Source organism: Actinosynnema sp. NPDC002837 (genome assembly GCF_040295345.1).
Lineage (GTDB): Bacteria > Actinomycetota > Actinomycetes > Mycobacteriales > Pseudonocardiaceae > Actinosynnema.
Genome location: NZ_JBEOVG010000019.1, coordinates 68746 through 89873, shown reverse-complemented (window position 1 = coordinate 89873; position 21128 = coordinate 68746). Strand labels below are relative to the sequence as shown.

General features: G+C 71.1%; 27 protein-coding genes and 1 pseudogene. 13 read left to right on the top strand and 15 right to left on the bottom strand.

The annotated features are described in order from the left end of the window. The first annotated feature begins 7 nt into the window (after positions 1-7). From ABTZ99_RS16705 to ABTZ99_RS16695, 3 genes are all read left to right on the top strand, one after another. Positions 8-487, top strand: coding sequence for a DUF2771 family protein (locus ABTZ99_RS16705; protein ID WP_499612064.1), 480 nt, complete (start codon positions 8-10; stop codon positions 485-487). 73 nt (positions 488-560) lie between these two features. Next, the gene (locus ABTZ99_RS16700) at positions 561-1739 is read left to right on the top strand and encodes an ATP-binding protein (protein WP_499612062.1); all 1179 of its coding nucleotides are present in this window, start codon (positions 561-563) and stop codon (positions 1737-1739) included. After that, positions 1736-2809 carry a ParA family protein gene (locus tag ABTZ99_RS16695; protein WP_499612061.1) on the top strand — a complete coding sequence of 358 codons (1074 nt, stop codon included), beginning with the start codon at positions 1736-1738 and terminating at the stop codon, positions 2807-2809. The genes ABTZ99_RS16700 and ABTZ99_RS16695 overlap by 4 nt, the downstream gene beginning before the upstream one ends. 105 nt (positions 2810-2914) lie before the next feature. Here ABTZ99_RS16695 and ABTZ99_RS16690 read toward each other — a convergent pair whose 3' ends face one another. Then, a complete protein-coding gene (locus ABTZ99_RS16690; RefSeq protein WP_498777880.1) occupies positions 2915-3301 on the bottom strand; it encodes a cold-shock protein in 387 nt (128 codons plus the stop codon). Between the two features lie 227 nt (positions 3302-3528). Here ABTZ99_RS16690 and ABTZ99_RS16685 point away from each other — a divergent pair, with 227 nt between their 5' ends. Further along, entirely contained in the window at positions 3529-3720 is a 192-nt protein-coding gene (locus tag ABTZ99_RS16685) for a hypothetical protein (protein WP_498777603.1), read from the top strand. On the opposite strand, the gene ABTZ99_RS16680 is transcribed toward ABTZ99_RS16685, so the two are convergent. After that, positions 3686-4330 carry an HAD family hydrolase gene (locus ABTZ99_RS16680; protein ID WP_498777607.1) on the bottom strand — a complete coding sequence of 215 codons (645 nt, stop codon included), beginning with the start codon at positions 4328-4330 and terminating at the stop codon, positions 3686-3688. The two genes, ABTZ99_RS16685 and ABTZ99_RS16680, sit on opposite strands and share 35 nt — an antisense overlap. A gap of 36 nt (positions 4331-4366) precedes the next feature. Here ABTZ99_RS16680 and ABTZ99_RS16675 point away from each other — a divergent pair, with 36 nt between their 5' ends. Continuing rightward, positions 4367-4909, top strand: a complete 543-nt coding sequence (locus ABTZ99_RS16675) for a TetR/AcrR family transcriptional regulator (RefSeq protein ID WP_498777610.1) — start codon at positions 4367-4369, stop codon at positions 4907-4909. A 3-nt stretch (positions 4910-4912) separates the two neighbouring features. On the opposite strand, the gene ABTZ99_RS16670 is transcribed toward ABTZ99_RS16675, so the two are convergent. Then, positions 4913-5212, bottom strand: a complete 300-nt coding sequence (locus tag ABTZ99_RS16670) for a hypothetical protein (RefSeq protein ID WP_499612058.1) — start codon at positions 5210-5212, stop codon at positions 4913-4915. Positions 5213-5214: 2 nt separating this feature from the next. After that, positions 5215-6189: a Gfo/Idh/MocA family protein gene (locus ABTZ99_RS16665; protein ID WP_499612056.1), complete on the bottom strand. Its 975-nt coding sequence runs from the start codon at positions 6187-6189 to the stop codon at positions 5215-5217. A gap of 32 nt (positions 6190-6221) precedes the next feature. On the opposite strand from ABTZ99_RS16665, the gene ABTZ99_RS16660 reads away from it, so the two are divergent. Next, a complete protein-coding gene (locus ABTZ99_RS16660) occupies positions 6222-6596 on the top strand; it encodes a YccF domain-containing protein (RefSeq protein ID WP_498777618.1) in 375 nt (124 codons plus the stop codon). A 34-nt stretch (positions 6597-6630) separates the two neighbouring features. On the opposite strand, the gene ABTZ99_RS16655 is transcribed toward ABTZ99_RS16660, so the two are convergent. Beyond that, the gene (locus tag ABTZ99_RS16655; RefSeq protein WP_499612054.1) at positions 6631-7014 is read right to left on the bottom strand and encodes a VOC family protein; all 384 of its coding nucleotides are present in this window, start codon (positions 7012-7014) and stop codon (positions 6631-6633) included. A 103-nt stretch (positions 7015-7117) separates the two neighbouring features. Beyond that, complete coding sequence (locus ABTZ99_RS16650) at positions 7118-7906, bottom strand: metallophosphoesterase (protein WP_498777622.1); 789 nt, start codon at positions 7904-7906, stop codon at positions 7118-7120. A gap of 154 nt (positions 7907-8060) precedes the next feature. On the opposite strand from ABTZ99_RS16650, the gene ABTZ99_RS16645 reads away from it, so the two are divergent. Further along, the gene (locus ABTZ99_RS16645; protein WP_498777624.1) at positions 8061-8405 is read left to right on the top strand and encodes a hypothetical protein; all 345 of its coding nucleotides are present in this window, start codon (positions 8061-8063) and stop codon (positions 8403-8405) included. On the opposite strand, the gene ABTZ99_RS16640 is transcribed toward ABTZ99_RS16645, so the two are convergent. The 3 genes from ABTZ99_RS16640 to ABTZ99_RS16630 form a co-directional block, all read right to left on the bottom strand. Then, positions 8310-9047 carry a maleylpyruvate isomerase family mycothiol-dependent enzyme gene (locus ABTZ99_RS16640; protein WP_498777628.1) on the bottom strand — a complete coding sequence of 246 codons (738 nt, stop codon included), beginning with the start codon at positions 9045-9047 and terminating at the stop codon, positions 8310-8312. The two genes, ABTZ99_RS16645 and ABTZ99_RS16640, sit on opposite strands and share 96 nt — an antisense overlap. A 66-nt stretch (positions 9048-9113) precedes the next feature. After that, a complete protein-coding gene (locus ABTZ99_RS16635) occupies positions 9114-9920 on the bottom strand; it encodes an HAD-IIA family hydrolase (protein WP_498777631.1) in 807 nt (268 codons plus the stop codon). An 18-nt stretch (positions 9921-9938) separates the two neighbouring features. Next, a complete protein-coding gene (locus ABTZ99_RS16630) occupies positions 9939-10403 on the bottom strand; it encodes a MarR family winged helix-turn-helix transcriptional regulator (protein ID WP_499612051.1) in 465 nt (154 codons plus the stop codon). Between the two features lie 129 nt (positions 10404-10532). On the opposite strand from ABTZ99_RS16630, the gene moaA reads away from it, so the two are divergent. From moaA to ABTZ99_RS16615, 3 genes are all read left to right on the top strand, one after another. Further along, positions 10533-11591 (top strand): GTP 3',8-cyclase MoaA, encoded by a 1059-nt coding sequence (gene moaA / locus ABTZ99_RS16625; protein ID WP_498777636.1) that lies wholly within the window; start codon positions 10533-10535, stop codon positions 11589-11591. Between the two features lies 1 nt (position 11592). After that, positions 11593-11847, top strand: coding sequence for a MoaD/ThiS family protein (locus ABTZ99_RS16620; RefSeq protein WP_498777638.1), 255 nt, complete (start codon positions 11593-11595; stop codon positions 11845-11847). Between the two features lie 379 nt (positions 11848-12226). Beyond that, positions 12227-12880, top strand: a complete 654-nt coding sequence (locus ABTZ99_RS16615) for a LysM peptidoglycan-binding domain-containing protein (RefSeq protein ID WP_230569786.1) — start codon at positions 12227-12229, stop codon at positions 12878-12880. A gap of 206 nt (positions 12881-13086) precedes the next feature. Here ABTZ99_RS16615 and ABTZ99_RS16610 read toward each other — a convergent pair. The 4 genes and pseudogenes from ABTZ99_RS16610 to ABTZ99_RS16595 all read right to left on the bottom strand — a co-directional run bounded on the left by ABTZ99_RS16610 (position 13087) and on the right by ABTZ99_RS16595 (position 16170). Then, positions 13087-14000 (bottom strand): annotated as a pseudogene (locus ABTZ99_RS16610) (molybdenum cofactor biosynthesis protein MoaE). 17 nt (positions 14001-14017) lie between these two features. Further along, on the bottom strand, positions 14018-14491 hold the full coding sequence (gene moaC / locus ABTZ99_RS16605) for a cyclic pyranopterin monophosphate synthase MoaC (protein WP_230569783.1): 474 nt from the start codon (positions 14489-14491) through the stop codon (positions 14018-14020). 10 nt (positions 14492-14501) lie between these two features. Next, a complete protein-coding gene (locus tag ABTZ99_RS16600; protein ID WP_230569782.1) occupies positions 14502-15890 on the bottom strand; it encodes an NAD-dependent malic enzyme in 1389 nt (462 codons plus the stop codon). 94 nt (positions 15891-15984) lie between these two features. Continuing rightward, entirely contained in the window at positions 15985-16170 is a 186-nt protein-coding gene (locus ABTZ99_RS16595; protein ID WP_498777641.1) for a hypothetical protein, read from the bottom strand. A 123-nt stretch (positions 16171-16293) separates the two neighbouring features. On the opposite strand from ABTZ99_RS16595, the gene ABTZ99_RS16590 reads away from it, so the two are divergent. The 3 genes from ABTZ99_RS16590 (at position 16294) to ABTZ99_RS16580 (ending at position 19685) form a co-directional block, all read left to right on the top strand. Next, positions 16294-16869, top strand: a complete 576-nt coding sequence (locus ABTZ99_RS16590) for a 3'-5' exonuclease (RefSeq protein WP_499612048.1) — start codon at positions 16294-16296, stop codon at positions 16867-16869. Positions 16870-16959: 90 nt separating this feature from the next. Continuing rightward, positions 16960-19206 (top strand): helicase-associated domain-containing protein, encoded by a 2247-nt coding sequence (locus ABTZ99_RS16585; protein ID WP_499612046.1) that lies wholly within the window; start codon positions 16960-16962, stop codon positions 19204-19206. A 296-nt stretch (positions 19207-19502) separates the two neighbouring features. Then, complete coding sequence (locus ABTZ99_RS16580) at positions 19503-19685, top strand: hypothetical protein (protein ID WP_498777648.1); 183 nt, start codon at positions 19503-19505, stop codon at positions 19683-19685. A gap of 75 nt (positions 19686-19760) precedes the next feature. Here ABTZ99_RS16580 and ABTZ99_RS16575 read toward each other — a convergent pair whose 3' ends face one another. Then, on the bottom strand, positions 19761-20366 hold the full coding sequence (locus tag ABTZ99_RS16575; protein WP_230569779.1) for a GTP-binding protein: 606 nt from the start codon (positions 20364-20366) through the stop codon (positions 19761-19763). Further along, the gene (locus tag ABTZ99_RS16570; protein ID WP_498777650.1) at positions 20347-21105 is read right to left on the bottom strand and encodes a DUF742 domain-containing protein; all 759 of its coding nucleotides are present in this window, start codon (positions 21103-21105) and stop codon (positions 20347-20349) included. Before ABTZ99_RS16570 ends, ABTZ99_RS16575 begins: the two co-directional genes overlap by 20 nt. Positions 21106-21128 lie beyond the last annotated feature (23 nt).

The following is a 21128-nucleotide window of genomic DNA, read 5'->3' as shown; positions in this document are numbered from 1 at the left end:
GACCGCCGTGCGCCGAGCCCTGATCCCCGTGTCGCTGCTGGTGGTCCTCTCCGGCTGCGCGACGGCGACCACCGACCCCGAGGTGACGTTCTACGCGGACGGCAAGACGATCAACGTCAGGCCGTCCCAGTACTGCGACCTGCGATCGGAGAACTGCGACGTCGCCCCGGACGCGGTCGGCGTCCTCCGCGTCCGCCCGGGCAAGCCGGTCCAGATCTCCGTCCCGGGCGACCTGGCCAACACCGCCTGGTCGGTCAAGTTCACCTACCGCAACGCCCAAGGCCAACCGCAGGAACCACTGCGAAGCAGGCTGTTCACCGAACGCGACCCGAAGTACGCCTACACCCTCGTGCTCCCGAACCCCGACGACCAGCTGGAGAGCGTCGAGGTCCAGCAGTACGGCGCACGCATCGAGGCGGGCACCACCGGCGCGTTCGACTTCGTCGCCCGAGGCACCTGGGTCGTCTCCATCGACGACCGCCACTAATCTGCCTGTTCAGTGGCGGAGCGGTGCCCCGTTCGTCCGGCCGCTCCGCCGAGCCGTCTGTCAGGATGGCGCCATGAGTGACGATCTCGCGGACGTCCTGGGGACGGAAGAGAGCCCTTGCCTGGAGTTCAAGCAGTCCGCGACTGATAACAGCGTTGTTCTGCGCGCGATCTGCGCGCTGTCGAACGACCTGCCGAACAGGGGCGGCGGAGACCTGCTGATCGGCGTCGACAAGTACGGCAACGCGATGGACGGTACCGACGTCTCGGACCGTGCACTCCTCGCCTTCACGGACATGCGCGACAATGGGAAGATCATCGACCGACCTTCCGTCGTCGTCGATCGAGCGAAGTTCCAGGGCAAAGACGTAGTCCACATCAGGGTGACGGCTTCATCCACACCACCGGTCCGCCTTGACGGCATCGCTTGGGTGAGGCCTGGACCGACGACTCGTCGCGCCACCCGCGACGACGAGAGGGTGCTCAGCGAGCGTCGCCGGTCGAACGAAGGCCCGTTCGACACGCGAACCGTGCACGGCACGACACTGGACGACCTCGACCTGACCCGCTTCAAGAGCGACGTGATACCCGCCTTCGTCTCTCCCGAGGTCATCGAGGAGAACGGTCGCCCCATCGAGCTGCAGCTCGCTTCCCTGCGCATCACTGACACCCGGCAGACTCCGACCGTGTTGGGCCACCTACTGATCGGCGCCAATCCGTCGGAGAGCATTCCAGGAGCTTACATCCAATTCGTTCGGTACGATGACACGGATGTGGGCGGAGCAATTGTCGACTCACAGGAGATCCGAGGGAACGTACTCGATTCGACGAGCCGACTCCAAGCAGTCCTACGAGGACACCTACACACGTCCGTAAAAGCAGTGGACGGGTTTACCGAGCGAGATACGCCGGATTATCCGATCGACGCACTTCGCGAAGCGTGCATGAACGCCGTAATGCACCGCAACTACGAGTCTTCCAATGCCCCTGTACGGATCTCCTGGTTCTCGGACAGAATCGAAGTCACCAACCCGGGCGGACCGTACGGGCAAGTTCGAACGGACAACTACGACCGGGTCAACGACTATCGCAACCCGTCACTCGCGGGAGCGATGAAAGCTCTCGGATTCGTCAACAGGTTCGGCCGAGGGATCGGACGGATCCAAAAATCGCTGGAGGCCAACGGAAATCCACCGGCGGAGTTCGTCATCGATCCGTCGTCGTGGGTTGTCGTCATCAGGAGCACCCGGTGATCACCCTTGCCCTCTTCAACAACAAAGGCGGAGTGGGTAAGACCACGCTCACCTACCACCTCGCCCACATGTACCAGCGACTCGGCGTCCGCGTGCTGGCCGTCGACCTCGATCCGCAGGCCAACCTCACATCGGCCTTCTTGAACGAGGACGACTTGGCCACCCTGTGGGGCGAAGCGGAGTCACCCGCGTGGCGCGAACACCAACAGCGATTGCCGGGGGTGACCCCGGACAAGGTGTCCGACCAAGTCGGCACTGTCGCCCAGTCGGTTCACCCGATCATGGAGGGCCTCGGCGACATCGCGCACTTCACGCCCATCGAAATCATGCCCGGGCTCAGCCTCGTGCCGGGCGACCTGGAGTTGAGCGCGTTCGAGGAGAAGCTCTCCGACGCCTGGCCCCGCAGTTTCCCCGGCAACGACTTGGCGGCGATCAGGACGACTACCGCCTTCCATCGGATCATTCGTGAAGCTGCCGATTCGACCGGCGCTCAACTTGTCCTGATCGACGTGGGACCGAACTTGGGGGCGATAAATCGAGCATCCCTGCTGGCGGCCGACTCGGTCCTCATGCCCCTCGCGGCAGACCTGTTCTCGCTACGTGGCCTTCGAAATCTCGGACCGACCCTGCGTGATTGGCGCACGACCTGGCAGGAGACGATCCGGGATAAAATCCCGCAGAAGATTCCCTCTCCGGCCGGGACGATGGAGCCGCTCGGCTATGTGATCATGCAACCAACCATGCGACTCGACCGACCGGTGCAAGCGTACCGACGGTGGCTCGAACGCATTCCGAGCGTGTTCGAAACCGCCGTGCTCGGCGAATCGGCCCCCACTGCGGTCAGCCAGGCCAAGAGTTTCGAGATCGCCACCCTGAAGAACTACCAGAGCCTCATGCCGCTGGCCCACGACGCGCGCAAACCCATGTTCGACCTGCGTTCCGCCGACGGTGCGATAGGCAGCATGCAGTCATATGTTCAAAGGTGCTACCTAGACTTCAAGAAACTGGCTGTCGAAGTCGCGGGACGACTCGACAAGCTGGAGGTGACCGAGCCGATCAACCTCCGGTGACCTTCGACCGACCTCCATCCGGGGGCGGGGCACCCTGACACCCCAGGCGACGAGCCTGGGGGTCGGGCACCCGCGTATGTGCCGAGCGGACCGGCACCCCCGGCTTTACGGATCCAACTCCCGCGCCACCGCCCGAACCACCTCGGCGATCAGCTTCGTGTTCTTCCGATCCGGGTACCGCCCCCGCCGCAGCTCGGGCTGCACCTTCATCTCCAGCAGCTTGATCATGTCCTCGACCAGGCCGTGCAGCTCCTCAGCCGGCCGACGACGGGCCTCGGCCACCGACGGCGCGGGGTCGACCAGCCGGACCGACAACGCCTGCGGACCGCGCCTGCCCTCGGCCATGCCGAACTCGATCCGCTGACCGGCCTTCAAGCCCTCGACACCCGGAGGCAGCGCGGATTTCCGCACGTAGACGTCTTCGCCACCGTCCTGTGTGACGAAGCCGAAGCCCTTCTCCGAGTCGTACCACTTGACCTTGCCGGTCGGCACCGTTCTCACCAATCCTTATGCGATCACACGACGAACGCGCCCCGGGGCGTGCCCAAGGCGCGTCCCACCAGACTATCCAGAACACCACCGCCGGGGCACCTCCGATCGCGCGACTGCGCCACCCCGCCACCCCACCGCCCGCCACCCACACCCGCACCCACACCGCCCGCACCCGTACCCGCACCGCCCCGCCCGCACCCGCCCCCACCCGCGACTACGCTTCAGCCATGTCGACCTCGAAGCTGATGCCGCCTGCGGTGGCGTTGTTCGCGCTCGGCGTGGCGGCCATCGTCGCGATGTTCATCGCCGGCGAACGCGGCCTGCCCGCCTGGGTGTTCGCCGCGGGCTGGCTGCTCGCCCCCGCGGGTCTCGCGCTGGGCGTGCTCAGCGCGGTGCGGAACGCCCGGCCCCGGCGCTGAGCCGGTCGACGTTCGCCCGCAGCCACCCCGGGAACTCCGTCAGGTCCGCCAGCACCACGTCCGCGCCCTCGGCCGTCAACTCCGCGGCGTCGCACGGCCCGCTCACCACGCCCACGGCCACCGCACCGGCCGCCTTCGCACCGCGCACGTCACCCACGTGGTCGCCCACGTACACGGCCGCGCCGTGCGCCTTCAGCGCCTCGGCCTTGCCGGCCGCCCACAGCTCGCCGAACAGGTGGTCCACCTCCCAGTCCAACGCCGCCAGGTGCAGCGCCGCGTTGGCCCGGTACTTGCCGGTGACCACGATCGTCGTCCCGCCCAGCTCACGCACCGCCGCAAGCGCTTGCGCCGCGCCCGGCAGGGCGACCGTGGCCGGGATGACGACCTCCGGGTACAGCTCGCGGAACCGGGCGATCAACCCCGGGATGTCCTCTTCGACCACGCCGAAGTCGCGGTAGATCATGTCCAGGGGCGGGCCGAGGTTGGCCGCGAAGTGGGCCCCGTCCAGCGGGTAGCCGCTCTCCGCCGCGACCGCGTCCATCACGGCGGCCATGCCCGGCCTGGGGTCGATCAACGTCATGTCCAGGTCGAAACCCACGGTCAAAGGCACGGTTCGCACCCTATGCGCTGTGCAAAGCTTTGCGCCGTGACGGAACTCACCCGGGCGCTGCTCGACGCGGCGGTGGACCTGATCGCCGCACACGGCTCACGTGGCCTGCGCATGGCGGAGGTCGCCGCCAAGGTGGGCGTGAGCAGGCAGACCGTCTACAACGAGTTCGGCAACAAGGAGCGGCTCGTGCAGGCCGTGGCGCTGCACAAGACCGCCGAGTTCCTCGACGGCGTCCGCGCGCAGCTGGCGAGCACGCCCGACCCCGTGGAGGGCCTGCGGCGGGCCATCAGGTTCGCGTTCGACCTGGCCGCCCGGGACGCGCTGGCCAAGTCCGTGCTGGGCGGCGCGAACGCCGAGGACATGCTGCCCCTGCTGACCACCAAGGGGCGACCGGTCCTGACGTTCGCCACCTCGGTGTTCGCCCAGCACCTCCGCAAGCACTGGCCGACGATGCCGGACGCGCGCGTGCACCTGATCGCGGACACGATCGTGCGGATGGCGTTGAGCCACCTGCTCACGCCCAGCAGCCGCCGCGTCGAGTCGGTGATCCAGGTGACCGAAGCGCTGCTGGCCGACTGACCGTCACCGCCGCGCCGCGACCCTGACCCGCCGCACACCGGCCTTCCCCGCACCGCCCCTACCGGCCCCGGCCTTCCCGGCCCCGACCTTCCCGGCCCCGACCTTCCCGGCCCCGACCTTCCCCGCACCGACCCGCCGCGCCACGACGACCCGCCGCGCGTCCGCTCGTCGCGGCACCTCACGCGTGCGCACCGCCGCGGGCCGCACCGGCTCGTCGCTCCCCGCGCCCCGGCGCGAGAACACGACCAACCCCGCCGCGCCCACCAGCCCGGCCACCGCCGCGAGCACCCACTTCTTGCCCATGCTCAACCCACCGCCACGTCGTCGTAGGTCAGGCCCACCCGCTCGGCGGCCCTGGTGAGGGTGCGCAGGATCGCCAACGACTCGGCGGGCCGCATCGACGGGCTCTCCGTCTCACCCGCCCGCACCCGGTCCACGACCTCGCGCAGCTGTGGAACGTACCCCGCGCCCTCCTGCTCGTGCTGGTGCTCCACCCCGTTGACCACGATCCGGCTCGGGTTGAACAACGCCTCCGGCAGCTCGACCAGACCGCGCGTCCCGTACACGACCGCGCCGGACTTCAGCGGGCTGACCAACGACGACCCCAGCAGCGCGTGCGCGCCACCCTCGTAGCCGAGCAGCATCCCGATCTCGGCGTCCACACCGCCGACCATCCGCCCGTGCGCCTGGACCGTCTCCGGCTCGCCCAGCAGCAGGTGCGCGAACGACACCGGGTAGATCCCGAGGTCGAACAACGACCCGCCGCCCAGCGCCTTGTTCCACAGCCGGTGCGCCGGGTCGTGCTCCAGCGTGAAGCCGAAGTCCGCCCGTACCGACCGGACCTCGCCGATCGCGCCGTCCGCGACCAGCTCCGCCATCCGCACGATGAGCGGGTTGAACCTGGTCCAGATGGCCTCCATGAAGAACAGCCCGCGCTCGCACGCCAGGTCCACCACGTCCTGCAGCTCGCGCAGGGTCAGCGTGGCCGGCTTCTCGCACAGCACGTGCTTGCCCGCCTCCAACGCCGCGCGGGTCACCGCGTGGTGCTGGACGTGCGGCGTCGCCACGTAGACGACGTCCACGTCCGGGTCGGCCAGCAGGTCGGCGTAGTCGCCGTACGCGCGCGGGATCCCGTGCTTGGCCGCGAAGGACTCGGCCTTGGGCAGCGCGCGCGACGACACCGCGAGCACCTCGACGTCGGGCAGCAGGCGGAGGTCACCGGTGACGACGTCGGCGATGCCGCCCGTCGCCACGACGCCCCAGCGGAGTTTGTTCAGCACGGGACGGGAGCTTAATCGGGCAAGATGGAGGTGTGAGGCTCATCCTGAACCTGATCTGGCTGGTCCTGAGCGGCTTCTGGCTGGCCGTCGGGTACGTGGTCGCCGGCGTGGTGTGCTGCGTGCTGATCATCACCATCCCGTGGGGGCTGGCGTCGTTCCGCATCGCGAACTACGCGTTGTGGCCGTTCGGCCGCACAGTCGTGGACCGGCCCGGCGCCGGCGCGCCGTCCCTGCTCGGCAACGTCGTGTGGATCGTCGTCGCGGGGATCTGGCTGGCCATCGGCCACGTGGTGACCGGCGTGCTGCTGTGCGTGACGATCATCGGCATCCCGCTGGGCGTGGCGAACTTCAAGATGGTGCCGGTCTCCCTGATGCCGCTGGGCAAGGAGATCGTCTCCCTCCCCTGACCCGTCCCCGAACGCGCCCGGGGCCCGGGGCCCGTCAGCCGGTCACCTCGTGCAGGCACAGCACGTTGCCCTCGCTGTCGTGGAACCACGCCGCCTTCTCCGACCCGAGCACGGCGACGTGGTTCACCGTCTTCAGCTCGGGCAGGTCGTAGTCCTCGAACCGCACGCCGCGCCGTTCCAGCTCGCCCATCTCGGCGTCCAGGTCGTCGACCTCGAAGCTCAGCACGGTGTGGCCGCTCTGCGCGCGCTCCTCGGCGGGCATCAGGCCGAGCACGTCGCCCCGGCCGAGCTCGAACAGGCGGGTGCCGTCGTCGCTGCCGCCCAGCGGCGTGAGGCCGAGCCGGTCGGCGTAGAAGTGGGCCGCCCGGTCCGAGTCGGTCACGGGCAGGATCGTCGTGGTCCGCGTCGCGGTGAGCATGTCGCTCCTCCTTGCGGGGTGGAGCCCTCCTGGGGTGGGGCCGTCAGCGGTCGGGGCCCGACTTGCGGGTGGGGCCCGACTTGCGGGTGGGGCAATGCTGCGCCTACTCCGCCTGGTCCGCCAGTTGGACGACCAGGCACGGACCGCCGCTGTAGAGGCCCGCGTCGACCGCCAGCACCTTGTCGTCGGCGTACCGCAGCGGGCCGTCGATCTCCTCCGGCGGCACGCCGAGCTGGTCGGCGATGACGCTGTGCCCGTGCACCACCTCGTGCCCGCCGAGCACCTCGAGCAGCTCGCCCGCCACCAGCGCGCCGTCCGGGCCGCGGAACGCGTAGCGGGTGGTCATCTTGCGCCAGCACTCCCACCAGTGGTCCAGGTCGTCGCCCTTGAGCACGTCCCACACCGCCTCGTTGACCTCGTCGATCGTGTCGCCCCACTCGAGGTAGGCGAGGGTGTCGGAGTGCATCAGCAGGTGCCCGTCGACCTCGGTGAGCACGCGGCGGGAGGTCAGCCACTCGATGTGGGCGTCGGTGAGCCGGTCCTGGTCGCTGCGCAGGCCGCCGTTGAGCAGCCAGCTGCGGGCGAAGCTGCGCGGGGTCGGCGCGCCGGGCACGTTGCGGTCGCCGAACCGGTGCATGCCCAGGAGCAGCACCTCGTGGTTGCCGATGAGCGCGTCGACCTGGCCGCCGCTCTGCTCGGCCAGCCGCATCACGAACTCGATCACCCCGATCCCGTCGGGGCCGCGATCGACGAAGTCGCCGAGGAACCACAGCTCCGCGTCACCGCCGCACCAGTCACCGTCGGCGTCGACCAGGCCCGAGGCGTGCAGGGCGCGGGTCAGCTCGGCGAGGTGCCCGTGCACGTCGCCAACCACGAAGAGCGGTCGTTCCACACCTGCGACGATAAGCGACGCGGGGGTGTGGTGCGCAAAAGTCGATCAGCGCTCGGCCCGGACGCTTCGGCCGCACCACCGCGAACCTCACCCGTCAGGGTGAGATCCGGGTGGTTTGCCGTGACGAAAGCCGGCCGGCGGGCTCTCACCCACCATGAGAGAGCAACTGGAACAGGTCGCCGGCGAACTGGACGAGGCGATGGTCTCGGTGGCCGCGCGGGCGGGCGCGAACTGGCACCCGTGGCAGCACATCGAGTGGCTGCGCCTCCAGGCGGACCTGCTGGACCGCCTGGGCGCGGCGTTCGGCGGCCCCGGCTCGTGCCGCGCCGAACTGCTGCGCGACCGGGCCGAGCGGATGGCCGACCGGATCAACGGGATGCCCTCCGCCGAGGGCGGCTTCCCGTCACGACAGCTTGGGCCACCCGAGCAGCGCGTCCACCTTCGCGCGGTCGCCCGCCACGGTCAGCTCCTCCACCCCGAGGCGCCGCCACAGCAGTAGGTACAGCTGCTCGGCCGTGCCGCTGACCCGGACGTCCGGCTCGCCCCCGGCCAGCCGCGCCGGCCTGGCCGACCCGTCCGTGCCGAGCAGCCACGTCGCGCCGGTGTCGGTCGCCGCCAGCTGGAGCACCAGCGGCCCGCCCTCCCACTCCTTGCCGTTGAGGAAGCGCTCCAGGAACTCGTCCACCCCGTCCGCCGCCAGCTCGGCCGGGATCGGCTCGACCGCGCCCGCCGCCTGCTGGGCGTCCCAGCAGTGCACGACCACCTCGTGCGCCTGCCGCGAGGCCAGCGCCGCCGCCGTGTCGCGCTTCTCCTCGTTCCAGAACACCCACACCGGCGCGTCCGGCCCGCCGACGCGCAGGTAGTCCTCCTGCACGGCGACGAACCGGGCGCTGATCTCCCGCCACCCCTCGATCCGGTCCGGCCCGGTGTCGGCGGCCCGCCGCGCCGCCTCCTCGTCCGGGTACGCGCCCTTGGCCAGCACGACGGCGGTCCACCAGGACTGCACCTCCGCCATGTGCGCGACCAGGTCGTCCACGGTCCAGCCCGGACAGCTCGGCACCGGTGCGCCGAGGTTGCCCACGACCGCCTTGGTGAAGGACCCGCTGTACTCCTCGATGACCGCCAGGTGATTGATTCCCATGGCCGATCAAGCTAGCCCCGACCACCGACTATTCCCGGACGTCGGCCCACGGCTCCGGCCCCGGGCTCAGCCCTCGTCCGCGAGCCCGTCCGGGAAGGGGTTCGCCGAGTTGCCGACCAGGTCCGCGATCGACTTGACCACCCGCGTCGGCCGGTACGGGTACAGCTCGGCCGTCGACTCCGTCGAGATCCCCGTGAGCACCAGGATCGTGCGCAACCCCGCCTCCAGGCCGGACCGCACATCGGTGTCCATCCGGTCGCCGATCATCAGCGTGCTCTCCGAGTGCGCGCCCAGCGCCCGCAGCGCCGACCGCATCATCAACGGGTTCGGCTTGCCGACGTAATAAGGCGCGCGGCCGGACGCGCGTTCGATCAGCGCGGCGATCGAGCCGGTGGCGGGCAGCGAGCCCTCGCGGGACGGGCCGGTGGCGTCCGGGTTCGTCGCGATGAACCGCGCGCCCTCCTCCACCAGCCGGATCGCCTTGGTGATCGCGGTGAAGCTGTAGGTGCGGGTCTCGCCGAGCACCACGTAGTCCGGGTCGCGGTCGGTCAGCACGTAGCCGATCTCGTGCAGCGCCGTGGTCAGGCCCGCCTCGCCGATCACGTACGCCGAGCCGCCCGGCCGCTGCGAGTCGAGGAACTTGGCGGTGGCCAGCGCCGAGGTCCAGATCGCGGACTCCGGCACCTCCAGGCCCGTGCGGGCCAGGCGGGCCCGCAGGTCGCGCTGGGTGTAGATGGAGTTGTTCGTGAGCACCATGAACGGGATGCCGTTCGCGGTCAGCTCGGCGACGAACTCGCTCGACCCCGGGATCGGGTGCTCCTCGTGCACGAGCACGCCGTCCATGTCCATCAGGTAGTTCCACTGAGCGGCCATGGCGGACATGCTGCCGGCTCAGGCCTCGATCACGCGTCGCCGGAACGTTTCGATGAGCGCCTGGTTGTAGCGCTCCAGCACGTCCCGCTCCGCCGGCGTGAAGCGCGACAGCACCTCGCGCAGCGTCTCCTGCGCGCCGACGAACAGGTGGTCGAACTTGCCCCCGTCCGCCACGGTGACCTCGACGAGCACCTTGCGCCGGTCGTGCGGGTCGCGGACCCGCCGCACGTAGCCGGCGCGCTCCAGCCGGTCGATCACGCCGGTCACCGCGCCGGTGGACAGCCCGGACAGCTCGGCGATCTTGCCCGCGGTGATCGGGCCGCTCGCCCGCAGGGCCAGGTCGAGGCACTTCTCGTCGGTCGGCGACAGGCCCATCCGCTCGGCCACCCGGCTGTGGAACAGGACGGTGAGCGCGCTGGTCTCCCGCGCGTAGACGCTGAACCGCTCCAGCACGTCCGCGGGCACCTCGTGCTCACTGCTCATGTCAGGCAATTTAGCGTTCCGACCCGTGGTTCCGGCGAACGTGTTCGGCATCTTCGCCCAACTCACCGCCCGCCGCCGTCCCCCATTTCCACCAGCACCCACAAGTGTCAGCCGATTACCCTGGCAGGGGTGACAGCTGTCGAGTTGGGGCTACCCGCCGTGCGCGGCAACCCGGACACCTCCGAGCGACCGGACTCACCCCTGCTGGTGGACCGGTTCGGCCGGATCGCCACCGACCTGCGCGTGTCGTTGACCGACCGCTGCAACCTGCGGTGCACCTACTGCATGCCCGCCGAGGGCCTGGACTGGCTGCCGAAGCCGGACCTGCTCTCCGACGACGAGCTCACCCGCCTCATCGGCATCGCGGTGACCCGCCTCGGCGTGACCGACATCCGGTTCACCGGCGGCGAGCCGCTGCTGCGGCCCGGCCTGGACGGCGTGATCGCGGCGACCGCGGCGCTCGACCCCCGGCCGCGCATCTCGATGACCACGAACGGGTTGACCTTGGCCAAGCGCGCGGCCGGGTTGGTCGCCGCGGGCCTCGACCGGGTGAACGTCTCGCTCGACACCCTCGACCCCGAGCGCTTCCACCGGCTCACCCGCCGCAACCGGCTGGCGGACGTGTTCGCGGGCCTGGCCGCCGCCCGCGACGCCGGGCTGACGCCGGTCAAGGTGAACACCGTGCTGATGCGCGGCGTGAACGAGGACGAGGCCGTGCCGCTGCTGCGCCACTGCCTGGAGCACGGCTACCAGCTGCGGTTCATCGAGCAGATGCCGCTCGACCCGCAGCACGGCTGGAACCGCGACGACATGGTCACCGCCGAGGAGATCCTCGAGTCCCTGAGCACCGGGTTCACCCTGACGCCCGAGCCGGGCGAGCGGGGCGGCGCGCCGGCCGAGCGGTGGCTGGTGGACGGCGGCCCGGCCGTGGTCGGCGTGATCGCGTCGGTCACCCGGCCGTTCTGCTCGGCGTGCGACCGGACCAGGCTCACCGCCGACGGCCAGGTGCGGAACTGCCTGTTCAGCCGGTCGGAGACGGACCTGCGGGCGTTGCTGCGCGGTGGCGCGTCGGACGAGGACATCGCGCACGTGTGGCGCGGCAACTCGTGGGCCAAGGCCGCCGGGCACGGCATCAACTCGGCCGGGTTCAGCCAGCCCGACCGGCCCATGAGCGCGATCGGAGGGTGAGGTGCGGCTGACGGTGCGGTACTTCGCGGGCGCCAGGGCGGCGGTGGGCGTGGCGGAGGAGAGCTTCGAGCTGCCCGGCGACGCGGCCACGGTGCGGGCCGCGATCGAGGCGGTCCGCGGCCGGCACGGCGCGGAAGCGGCCCGCGTGCTGCCCGCGTGCAGCTACCTGTTGGACGGTGTGGCCGTTCGCGATCATGACACGGCCGTGTGGTCCGGGGCGCAACTCGACGTGTTGCCACCCTTCGCCGGGGGATGAGGCTTCTCCACCCTTGCGGCTTAGTACGTGAGCTAAACCTCACTTACGGTGATTGATCTCGGCGAATCTCGGAACGGAAACAGACCGGTAACGGTGCCCTGAGCTGCCTAAACGGGACAGTCGGGGAGTCACTCGGTCGCGTTACAGTGACGTGCGTCACATGGCAGATCATTTGGCGCGAGCCTCCCGGTTACGTACCGTCGCTTCTCGGTTGGCCCCGACCGACCAGAGCTAGACCGGGACGCCTCGCACCGAACCTGTCCAACGGTGTCCCGGAACACCCCCGAGCGAGAGACAACCACCGGACAGGGATCAAGCCGAACGGCGTACCGGGCCCGAACCCGAGCCGGACGCGCAGGTGCGGGTGGACGAGAGGGAAATGGCTTCTTACCGAGGCAAGCACCGTCCGACCACCAGTTCCACCGCCCGGAGCATCGCGAAGGTCGCCGTCGCCGGCGTCATCGTCGGCGCGCCGCTGGCCATGGCCGCCGGCACCGCGAACGCGCAGTCCGGCGTCAACTGGGACGCGGTCGCCGCGTGTGAGAGTGGCGGCAACTGGAGCATCAACACCGGCAACGGCTACTACGGCGGCCTGCAGTTCCTGCCGTCCACGTGGACCGCGCACGGTGGTTCCGGAATGCCCCACCAGGCTTCCCGCGAGGAGCAGATCCGCGTCGCGGAGAACGTGATGAAGACCCAGGGCATCGGCGCCTGGCCCGTCTGCGGGCCGAAGGGCCTCGGCGGCGCCCCCGCGCCCGCCAGGACCGCCCCGGCCCCGGCGCAGCCGCGTCAGGCCGCCCCCGCGCCGGTCCAGCAGGCCGCGCCGGTCCAGGAGGCCCCCGCTCCCGTGACCGTGGCGCTGCCGTCCTCCAACCCGAACGGCGACTACGAGATCAAGGCCGGCGACAGCCTGTCGAAGATCGCGGAGGAGCTGAAGGTCGAAGGCGGCTGGGCCAAGCTGCACGAGCTCAACAAGCAGTTCATCCCGAACGCCGACCTCATCCTGCCGGGTCACAAGATCGCCACCAAGTGATCCGTGGCCGGCGCGAGTCGGTGCACGACGGAACAGGGACCCCGGACCGCCCCCCTCGGCGATCCGGGGTCCCCGACCCGTTTCCGGGCTGAGTTCCCGTCGCTCCCGTCACCGAGTTGTCGTCGCCCCGGTCGGACCTGCCGGTCGCGGGTCCGCACCGGGTTGTCGTCGCCGGGATCTCGTCGCCGGGTTCCCCGTGGCCCTGGTCAGGGCATGTTGACCCACTCGTCGGTGCCGTCGGTGAAGACCTGGCGCTTCCACACCGGCAGCCGCCGCTTCACCTCGTCGACGAGCTCCGAGCACACCGCGAACGCCTCACCCCGGTGGTCGGCGGACACGGCGCAGGCCAGCGCCACGTCCCCGATCGCGAGCGGACCGACCCGGTGCGACACGGCGACGGCCCGCACGCCCTCGAACCGGGCCACCACGTCCGCCACCACCTCGGCCACCACCGCGCCGGCCGTCGGGTGCCCGACGTACTCCAGCTCGCGCACGGACCGCCCGTGGTCGTGGTCGCGCACCACCCCGGCGAACGTCACCACCGCGCCCGCCGCCGCGTGCTCCACGAGCTTGGCGTGCTCGTCCACGGACAGCGGCTGATCGCTGACGGTCGCGCGCAGGACCTCGGTCATGCGTGGTCACCTCCGGACACCTGGTCGACGGCGTGCTCCAGCACGGTCGCGAGCACCTCCAGCCCGTCGCGCACCCCGCCGGTCGAGCCCGGCAGGTTCACCACGAGCGTGCGGCCCGCCACACCGGCCACCCCGCGCGACAGCACGGACGTCGGCACGCGGGGCCAGCCTGACATGCGGATGGCGTCGGCCACACCCGGGACCTCGAAGTCCAGCACCGACCTGGTCGCCTCCGGCGTGCGGTCGGTGGGGCTCACGCCCGTGCCACCGGTCGTGATGACGACCGCGACACCGTCCGCCACGGCCGCCCGAAGCGCCTCGGCCACCGGCTCGCCGTCCGGCACGACCACCGGGTCCGGCACGTCGTAGGACCGCTCCCGCAGCCACGCCACGATGATCGGCCCGCCGCGGTCGGCGTACACACCGGCGGACGCCCGGTTCGACGCCGTGATCACGCGCGCGGTCCGGACCGCGGGGCCAGGCGTCACGGGCGCGGAGCCGGCCGTCACGGGCGCTCCCACAGGCCGGTCTTGCCGCCCTCCTTGCGCTCGACCCGCACCGCGTCCAGCGACGCCGCCGGGTCGACCGCCTTCACCATGTCGTGCAGCGTCAGCCCGGCCACCGACACGGCCGTCAACGCCTCCATCTCCACGCCCGTGCGGTCCGTCGTGCGGACGGTCGCGGTGATGCGCACCTCGGCGTCGCCGAGCACGAGGTCAACCTTCACCCCGGACAACGCGATCGGGTGACACAGCGGCACCAGCTCCCAGGTCCGCTTGGCCGCCATGATCCCGGCGATGCGGGCCGTGGCCAGCGCGTCGCCCTTCGGCAGCCCGTCGCTGCCCAGCAACGCCACCACCTCGTCCGTCGTGCGCAGGACACCGGAGGCCACCGCCGTGCGCGTGGTCGGCTCCTTCTCGGACACGTCGACCATGCGTGCCGCGCCGGCGGCGTCCAGGTGGGTGAACTGGTTGCTCATACCCGCGATGCTAGGCGGATTCGGTGGCGGCCTTCCGGACCGCCTCGGCGACCGCGGGCGCGACCGAGGTGTCGAACACGCTGGGCACGATGAACGACGCGTTGAGGCGTTCGCCGTCCACCACGTCGGCGATGGCGTTGGCCGCCGCGATCAGCATCGAGTCCGTGATCGTGCGGGCGTGGGCGTCGAGCAGGCCCCGGAACACGCCCGGGAACGCCAGCACGTTGTTGATCTGGTTCGGGAAGTCGCTGCGCCCGGTGGCCACGACGGCGGCGTGCTTCTGCGCCTCCATCGGGTCGATCTCCGGGTCCGGGTTCGCCAGCGCGAACACGATCGCGTCGCTGTTCATCGTGGCGACCTGCTCGGCGCCGAACAGGTTCGGCGCCGACACGCCGATGAACACGTCCGCGCCGACCAGCGCGTCGTGCAGCCGGCCGCTGACGTTCTCCTTGTTGGTCGACGCGGCGACGGACTTCAGGTTGTCGTCCAGCCCCGGCCGGTCGCGGTGCACGATGCCGTCCACGTCGACCGCCACCACGTCGCCGGGCTCCTGCTTGAGCAGCAGCCGGATGATCGCGCTGCCCGCCGCGCCGACCCCGCACACCACGACCTTGCAGTCGGTGATCTTCTTGCCGACCACGCGCAGGGCGTTGCGCAGCGCGCCGACCACGACGATCGCGGTGCCGTGCTGGTCGTCGTGGAAGACCGGGATGTCCAGCTTCTCCCGCAGCCGCGCCTCGATCTCGAAGCAGCGCGGCGCGGCGATGTCCTCCAGGTTGATGCCGCCGTAGACCGGCGCGATCAGCTCGACCGCGCGGATGATCTCCTCGGTGTCCTGGGTGTCCAGGCAGACCGGCCAGGCGTCGACGCCGGCGAACTTCTTGAACAGCGCGGCCTTGCCCTCCATCACGGGCAGCGCGGCGGCCGGGCCGATGTTGCCGAGGCCGAGCACGGCCGAGCCGTCGGTGACCACGGCGACCGTGTTGCGCTTGATGGTGAGCCGGCGGGCGTCGTCCGGGTTCTCCGCGATGGCCATGCAGACGCGGGCGACGCCGGGCGTGTAGGCGCGGGAGAGGTCGTCGCGGTTGCGGAGCGGCACCTTGGACGAGATCTCGATCTTGCCGCCGAGGTGGACCAGGAACGTCCGGTCCGACACCTTGCGGACCACGATCCCGGGCAGCAGCTCCAGGGTGTCGGTGATGTCCTTGGCGTGGTTGGCCGACAGCGCGTTGCAGGTGAGGTCGATGATCACCCGGTCGGTGTGCGACTCGACGACGTCGAACGCGGTGATCACGCCGCCCGCCCGGCCGACGGCCGAGGTGAGGTCGCCGGCGGCCGACGCCGACGGCGGGGCCTCCAGCCGGACGGTGATCGAGTAACCAGGGCCGGGGACCGGCATCGAACCTCCCAGAACAACACAGCTCAAGAGGGATCGAGCGTAGTCCGCGCGGATATACGGAACGCGCGCGGCTCGACGGCCGCGCGCGTCCGGGCTAGCGGTTGATCTCCGTCACGGGGTGGTGGTAGCCGAGCTCTTCGACCGGCAGCGGGAAGGTGACCTTGCCGAACGGGGACATCGCGCCCTGCACGTCGCTGGCCAGCTCGGACACGGCGTACTTGCCGTCGGCGGGCGGCTCCGGCCAGTGCGGGTCGATGCGCTCGGGGCGGGCCTTGGCCACGGTTCCTCCTCGGTCGTGCCTTCGTCGGGACAAGTGTGCCTCATCCGCCCGGGTGACGACGCGCGGTGCCCGGCGGCGAAAAGCGAGAGCCACGTCACCGGTGTGATCCCTACCCTCGGGCCGGTGAGCGACACGACGGCACTGCTCAACGTGGTCGACATCGAGGCCACGTGCTGGGCGGGCGACCCGCCGCCCGGCCAGGTGAGCGAGATCATCGAGATCGGCCTGACCGCGGTCGACCTCGCGTCGGGCGAACGGGTCGGCAAGCACCGGCTCCTGGTCCGACCGCGGCGTTCCGCGGTCAGCCCCTTCTGCACCGAGCTGACCGGCCTGACGCAGGCGGAGGTCGACGGCGGCGTGCACTTCGCCGAGGCGTGCCGGCAGCTGGCCGTCGAGCACCGGGCCGGTTCGAGGCCGTGGGCGAGCTGGGGCGACTACGACCGCAGGCAGTTCACGCGGCAGTGCGGGGCGACGGGCGTGCCGTACCCGTTCGGTAGGCGGCACTGGAACGCGAAGCTGGTGTTCACGCGGGCGCACGGGCTGCGCAAGCGCCCGGGGATGGCGCAGGCCCTGCGGATCGCCGACCTGCCGCTGGAGGGCAGGCACCACCGCGGCGCGGACGACGCGTGGAACATCGCCGCCCTGGTCCTGCACCTGACCGGTCGCGACGCCTGGCCGGCCGAACCCACCGCGGACTGACGCCGGGCGGGGTCCGGCGATTCCGGCCGACCGCAGGGTTGCGGGGGCTGGCCGGCCCGGTGCGGGTGGTCGGCATATACCGTGGTGAGGATGTCCGGCACGACCCTCGCCGAGTGGCTGCGGGCGCAGGACGACTCCGCGCTCGTGGCTCTGCTGCGCGCCCGGCCGGACCTGGCCACGCCCCCACCGGCGGACACGACCGTGCTCGCCACCCGCATCGGGTCGCGGGCGTCCGTGGCGCGGGCCTGTGAAGACCTCGACACGCTGACGTTGACCGTCCTCGAAGCGCTGCTGGTGCTGGACGCCGACCTCGCGCCGGTCGGCCGGACCGCCGTGCAGGAGCTGTTCGGGCCGACCGACATCAGCGCGCCGCTCGACGCGCTGCGCGCCCGTGCCCTGCTCTGGGGCGGCGACCACGCGCTCAGCACCCCGCCGGCCAGCCGTGACGCGGTCAACCCGTTCCCCTGCGGCCTCGGCCGCTCGGTGCCCCGGCTCGCCACCGCCGACCTCACCGCCCTCGACCCCGACGAGCTCCGCGTCCTGCAGACCCTCGCGGCCGGTCCGCCCGTCGGCCAGACCAAGGACGCCGCGCACGTCGTCTCCCTCGCGGGAGCCCGCACGCCGATCCAGAAGCTGCTCGCCCGCGGCCTGCTGGTCCGGCGCGACGCGCAGACCGTCGAGCTGCCCCGCGAGATCGGGCTGAAGGTGCGCGGCGACCGACCGCTCGGCGCGATCCAGACCACCGAACCGCCGCTCACCACGTTCCGCCGCGACCCGTCCGACGTCGACCACACCGGCGGCGGGGAGGCGTTGGAGCTCTGCCGGCACGTGGAGACGCTGCTCAAGAGCTGGTCGGAGGACCCGCCGGCGGTGCTGCGGTCGGGCGGCGTCGGCGTGCGGGAGCTGCGCAAGCTCGCCAAGGACCTCGACGTGGACGAGCGCCGGGCCGCGCTGCTGGTCGAGCTGGTCGTCAACGCGGGCCTGGTCGCCGACACCGAGGGCCTCGAACCCGAGTGGGTGCCCACCACGCAGACCGACGCGTGGCTGGTCGCCGCGCCCGAGCACCGGTGGGCGACGCTGGCCCAGGCGTGGCTCGACCTGCCCCGGCTGCCCGGTCTGATCGGGCGGCGCGACGACCGGGACCGGCTGCTCAACCCGCTGGCGCCGGAGCTGAACCGGCCGGGCGCGCCCCGTGACCGCAAGCGCATCCTCGAGGCGCTGGCCGCGTTGGAGCCCGGCACCGCCGTGATGGAGCCGGACGAGCTGGCCGCCGTGCTGGCGTGGCGGGCGCCGCGGCGTGGCGGGCGGCTGCGCGACGAGCTGGTGCGGTGGACCGTGGACGAGGGCACGCAGGTCGGCGTCCTCGCGCACAACGCCATCACCGCCCAGGGCCGCACGCTGCTGTCCGAGGGTCCCGGCGCGGCGGCGAAGCGGCTGGGCGACGCGCTGCCCGCGCCGGTCGACCACGTGCTGGTGCAGGCCGACCTGACCGTGGTCGCGCCCGGGCGGTTGGACCCGGAGCTGGCCGACGAGATCGCGCTGGTCGCGGACGTCGAGTCGGCCGGCAGCGCCACCGTCTACCGGGTGCGCGAGGGCTCGGTGCGGCGGGCGTTCGACGCCGGGCGCAGCGCCGCCGACCTGCACGAGCTGTTCAAGACCCGGTCGCGCACGCCGGTGCCGCAGTCGTTGACGTACCTGATCGACGACGCGGCGCGAAAGCACGGCCGGTTGCGGGGTGGTGCGGCCGGGTCGTTCCTGCGCTGCGACGACCCCGTGCTGATCACCGAGGTGATGTCGCACGCCGCGGCCGAGCGGTTGGCGCTGCGCAAGATCGCGCCGACCGTGCTGGTCAGCCCGTTGCCGCTGGCGGAGGTGCTGGACGGGTTGCGCGAGGCCGGTTTCGCGCCCGCCGCCGAGGGCCCGGACGGCCACGTGCTGGACCTGCGGGCCGGTGGCCGGCGGATCGCGGGCAAGGGGCGGCGCAGGCCGGTGCAGCCGGGCGCGCCGTCGGACGAGCAGCTGGACGAGCTGGTGCGGCTGGTGCGGGCGGGCGACCGCGCGGCGACGACCACCGGCGGTGCGCGGGTCTCGGTGCCGGGTCACCTGGGCGCGGGACCGTCGGCCACGCTCGCGTTGCTGCAGCGGGCGGCGCGGGAGGGTCGCAGCGTGCTGGTCGACTTCGTGGACGGCCACGGCACGGCGGCCCGCCGCGTGATCACGCCGCAGGTCGTGGGCGGTGGCGTGCTGGAGGGCGTCGACGTCAGCTACGGCGAGGTGCGCCGGTTCCCCCTGCACCGCATCACGTCCGCCGCCCTGGTCGAGGGTGACGACGCGTAACCCCCCGTTCGGCACTGATGATCACCCGATCGGTGAACCCTTCACGCCCTAGCGTCGAGTCGCGGCGCTCGCGCCGCACACCACCCGTGCGTCGAACGGCCGGGCCACCCCCGCCTGCTCGGGCACGTCGAAGGGCGGCCTCCTACGAGGAGACCGCCCTTCGACGTGGTGGCACCGCCGGGACAAGGAGAGGCCGCGATCGGCGGAGCTGGTGCGAACGCGACGTCCCGGTGGCCGATCGGAGGTTCGCCCGAGCACCTCGCCGACCGCACGCACGCCCGTGGAGGGACTGACCGATGGCTCGTTCGTGGAAGGACGTCAAGGCGGACAAGGCTCGCCGTGACGGCGAAGCCGGCCGCGACATGGCACGCGCCCGTGAAGACGCGCGCAACCGGACGCAGGCGTTCATCCTCGGCTTCCGCCTGGCCCAACCGGACGACCGACGAGGACCGTCGCCGAGCCAGGTCGACGGACGCTGAAGGGCGGCCTCCTACGAGGAGACCGCCCTTCGACGCGAAACCGTCACCACCCGCACCGGCCGACCGGGAAGCCGATCAACCCGCGCGGACCGACATCCACTGGCGCATGGCGTGCTCGACCAGCGTGATCAACGTCTGCTTGGTCGACTGCCGGTTGCGCGCGTCGCACGTCACTATCGGCACCGACTGGTCGATCGTCAACGCCTCCCGGACATCCTCGATCCGGTGGTGCAGCAGACCGTCGAAGCAGTTCACCCCGACCACGTACGGCAACTGCCGGTCGTCGAAGAAGTCGATCGACGCGAACGCGTCCGCCAACCGACGCGTGTCCACCAGCACGATCGCACCGATCGCACCCTTCACCAGGTCGTCCCACATGAACCAGAACCGGTGCTGACCCGGTGTCCCGAACAAGTACAGGATCAGATCCTGGTCCAACGACACCCGACCGAAGTCCATGGCCACCGTCGTGGTGACCTTGTTCGGCGTCGCCGAGAGGTCGTCGACCCCCGCACTGGCCTCCGTCATCACCGCTTCGGTGGTCAGCGGAACGATCTCCGACACGGAACCGACGAACGTAGTCTTGCCCACGCCGAAGCCACCGGCCACCACGATCTTCGCGGAGGTCGTCGGCTTCCGTTCGCCATCGGCCGCGTTGGGGCTAGAGCCTGCGAAGCCCACTGAGCACCCTCTCAAGGAAATCAATGGACGGCTTGTCCCCCGTGATCAAGCCACCCTGATGAATCAAAACCAAACCCATGCTCGCCATGTCGCCGATCAACACCCTGGCCACGCCGAGCGGGAGCCGGAGGTGGGCGGCGACCTCGGCCACCGACCTGGTGTCGGTGCACAGCCCGCAGATCGACCGGTGCTCGGGGAGCACGGCCGCGTCGCGTTCGAGACCTCGCTCGCTGGTCGACACCAGCGCCTCGATCGCGAGGTCGTAGTCGGGCCGGGTCCGGCCACCGGTCCGGGTGTACGGGCGGACCAGCGACCCGGACTCCGCCGCGGGGTTCTCCTCGCGCCGCACGACCGGCTGCGGGCCGGTCGTGTAGGGCACCTGTTCCGGCACGCTGTCCGGCAGGCCGTGCGCGCCGAAGAGATCGGCTCCCGGACCTCCGAACAGGCCGCTGCCGTACCCGTCGATGTCGAACCGGTTGGGAACGTCGTCGTAGTCGTACGACGAGTCGTCAACCTCACGCTGAGACATATCGCCTTGCCCCTGCCCTGTGCCTTCGACCCGTGACCGCTGCGCCTGTTCCGCCCGGCGGCCTCGCCACGAGTTGGGTGCGTCCTCGGCTTCCTCGTCCTGTGCGGGGTCGGCATCCGGCTCAGCGAATTGGAAGCCGCCGACCGCCCACTCCTGGTAGTCGAAGTTCCTACCGAAGCGTCGGCCGCCGGCGCCAGATCGTTCAGCCATTTACCTTCACCCCCACGATCTCA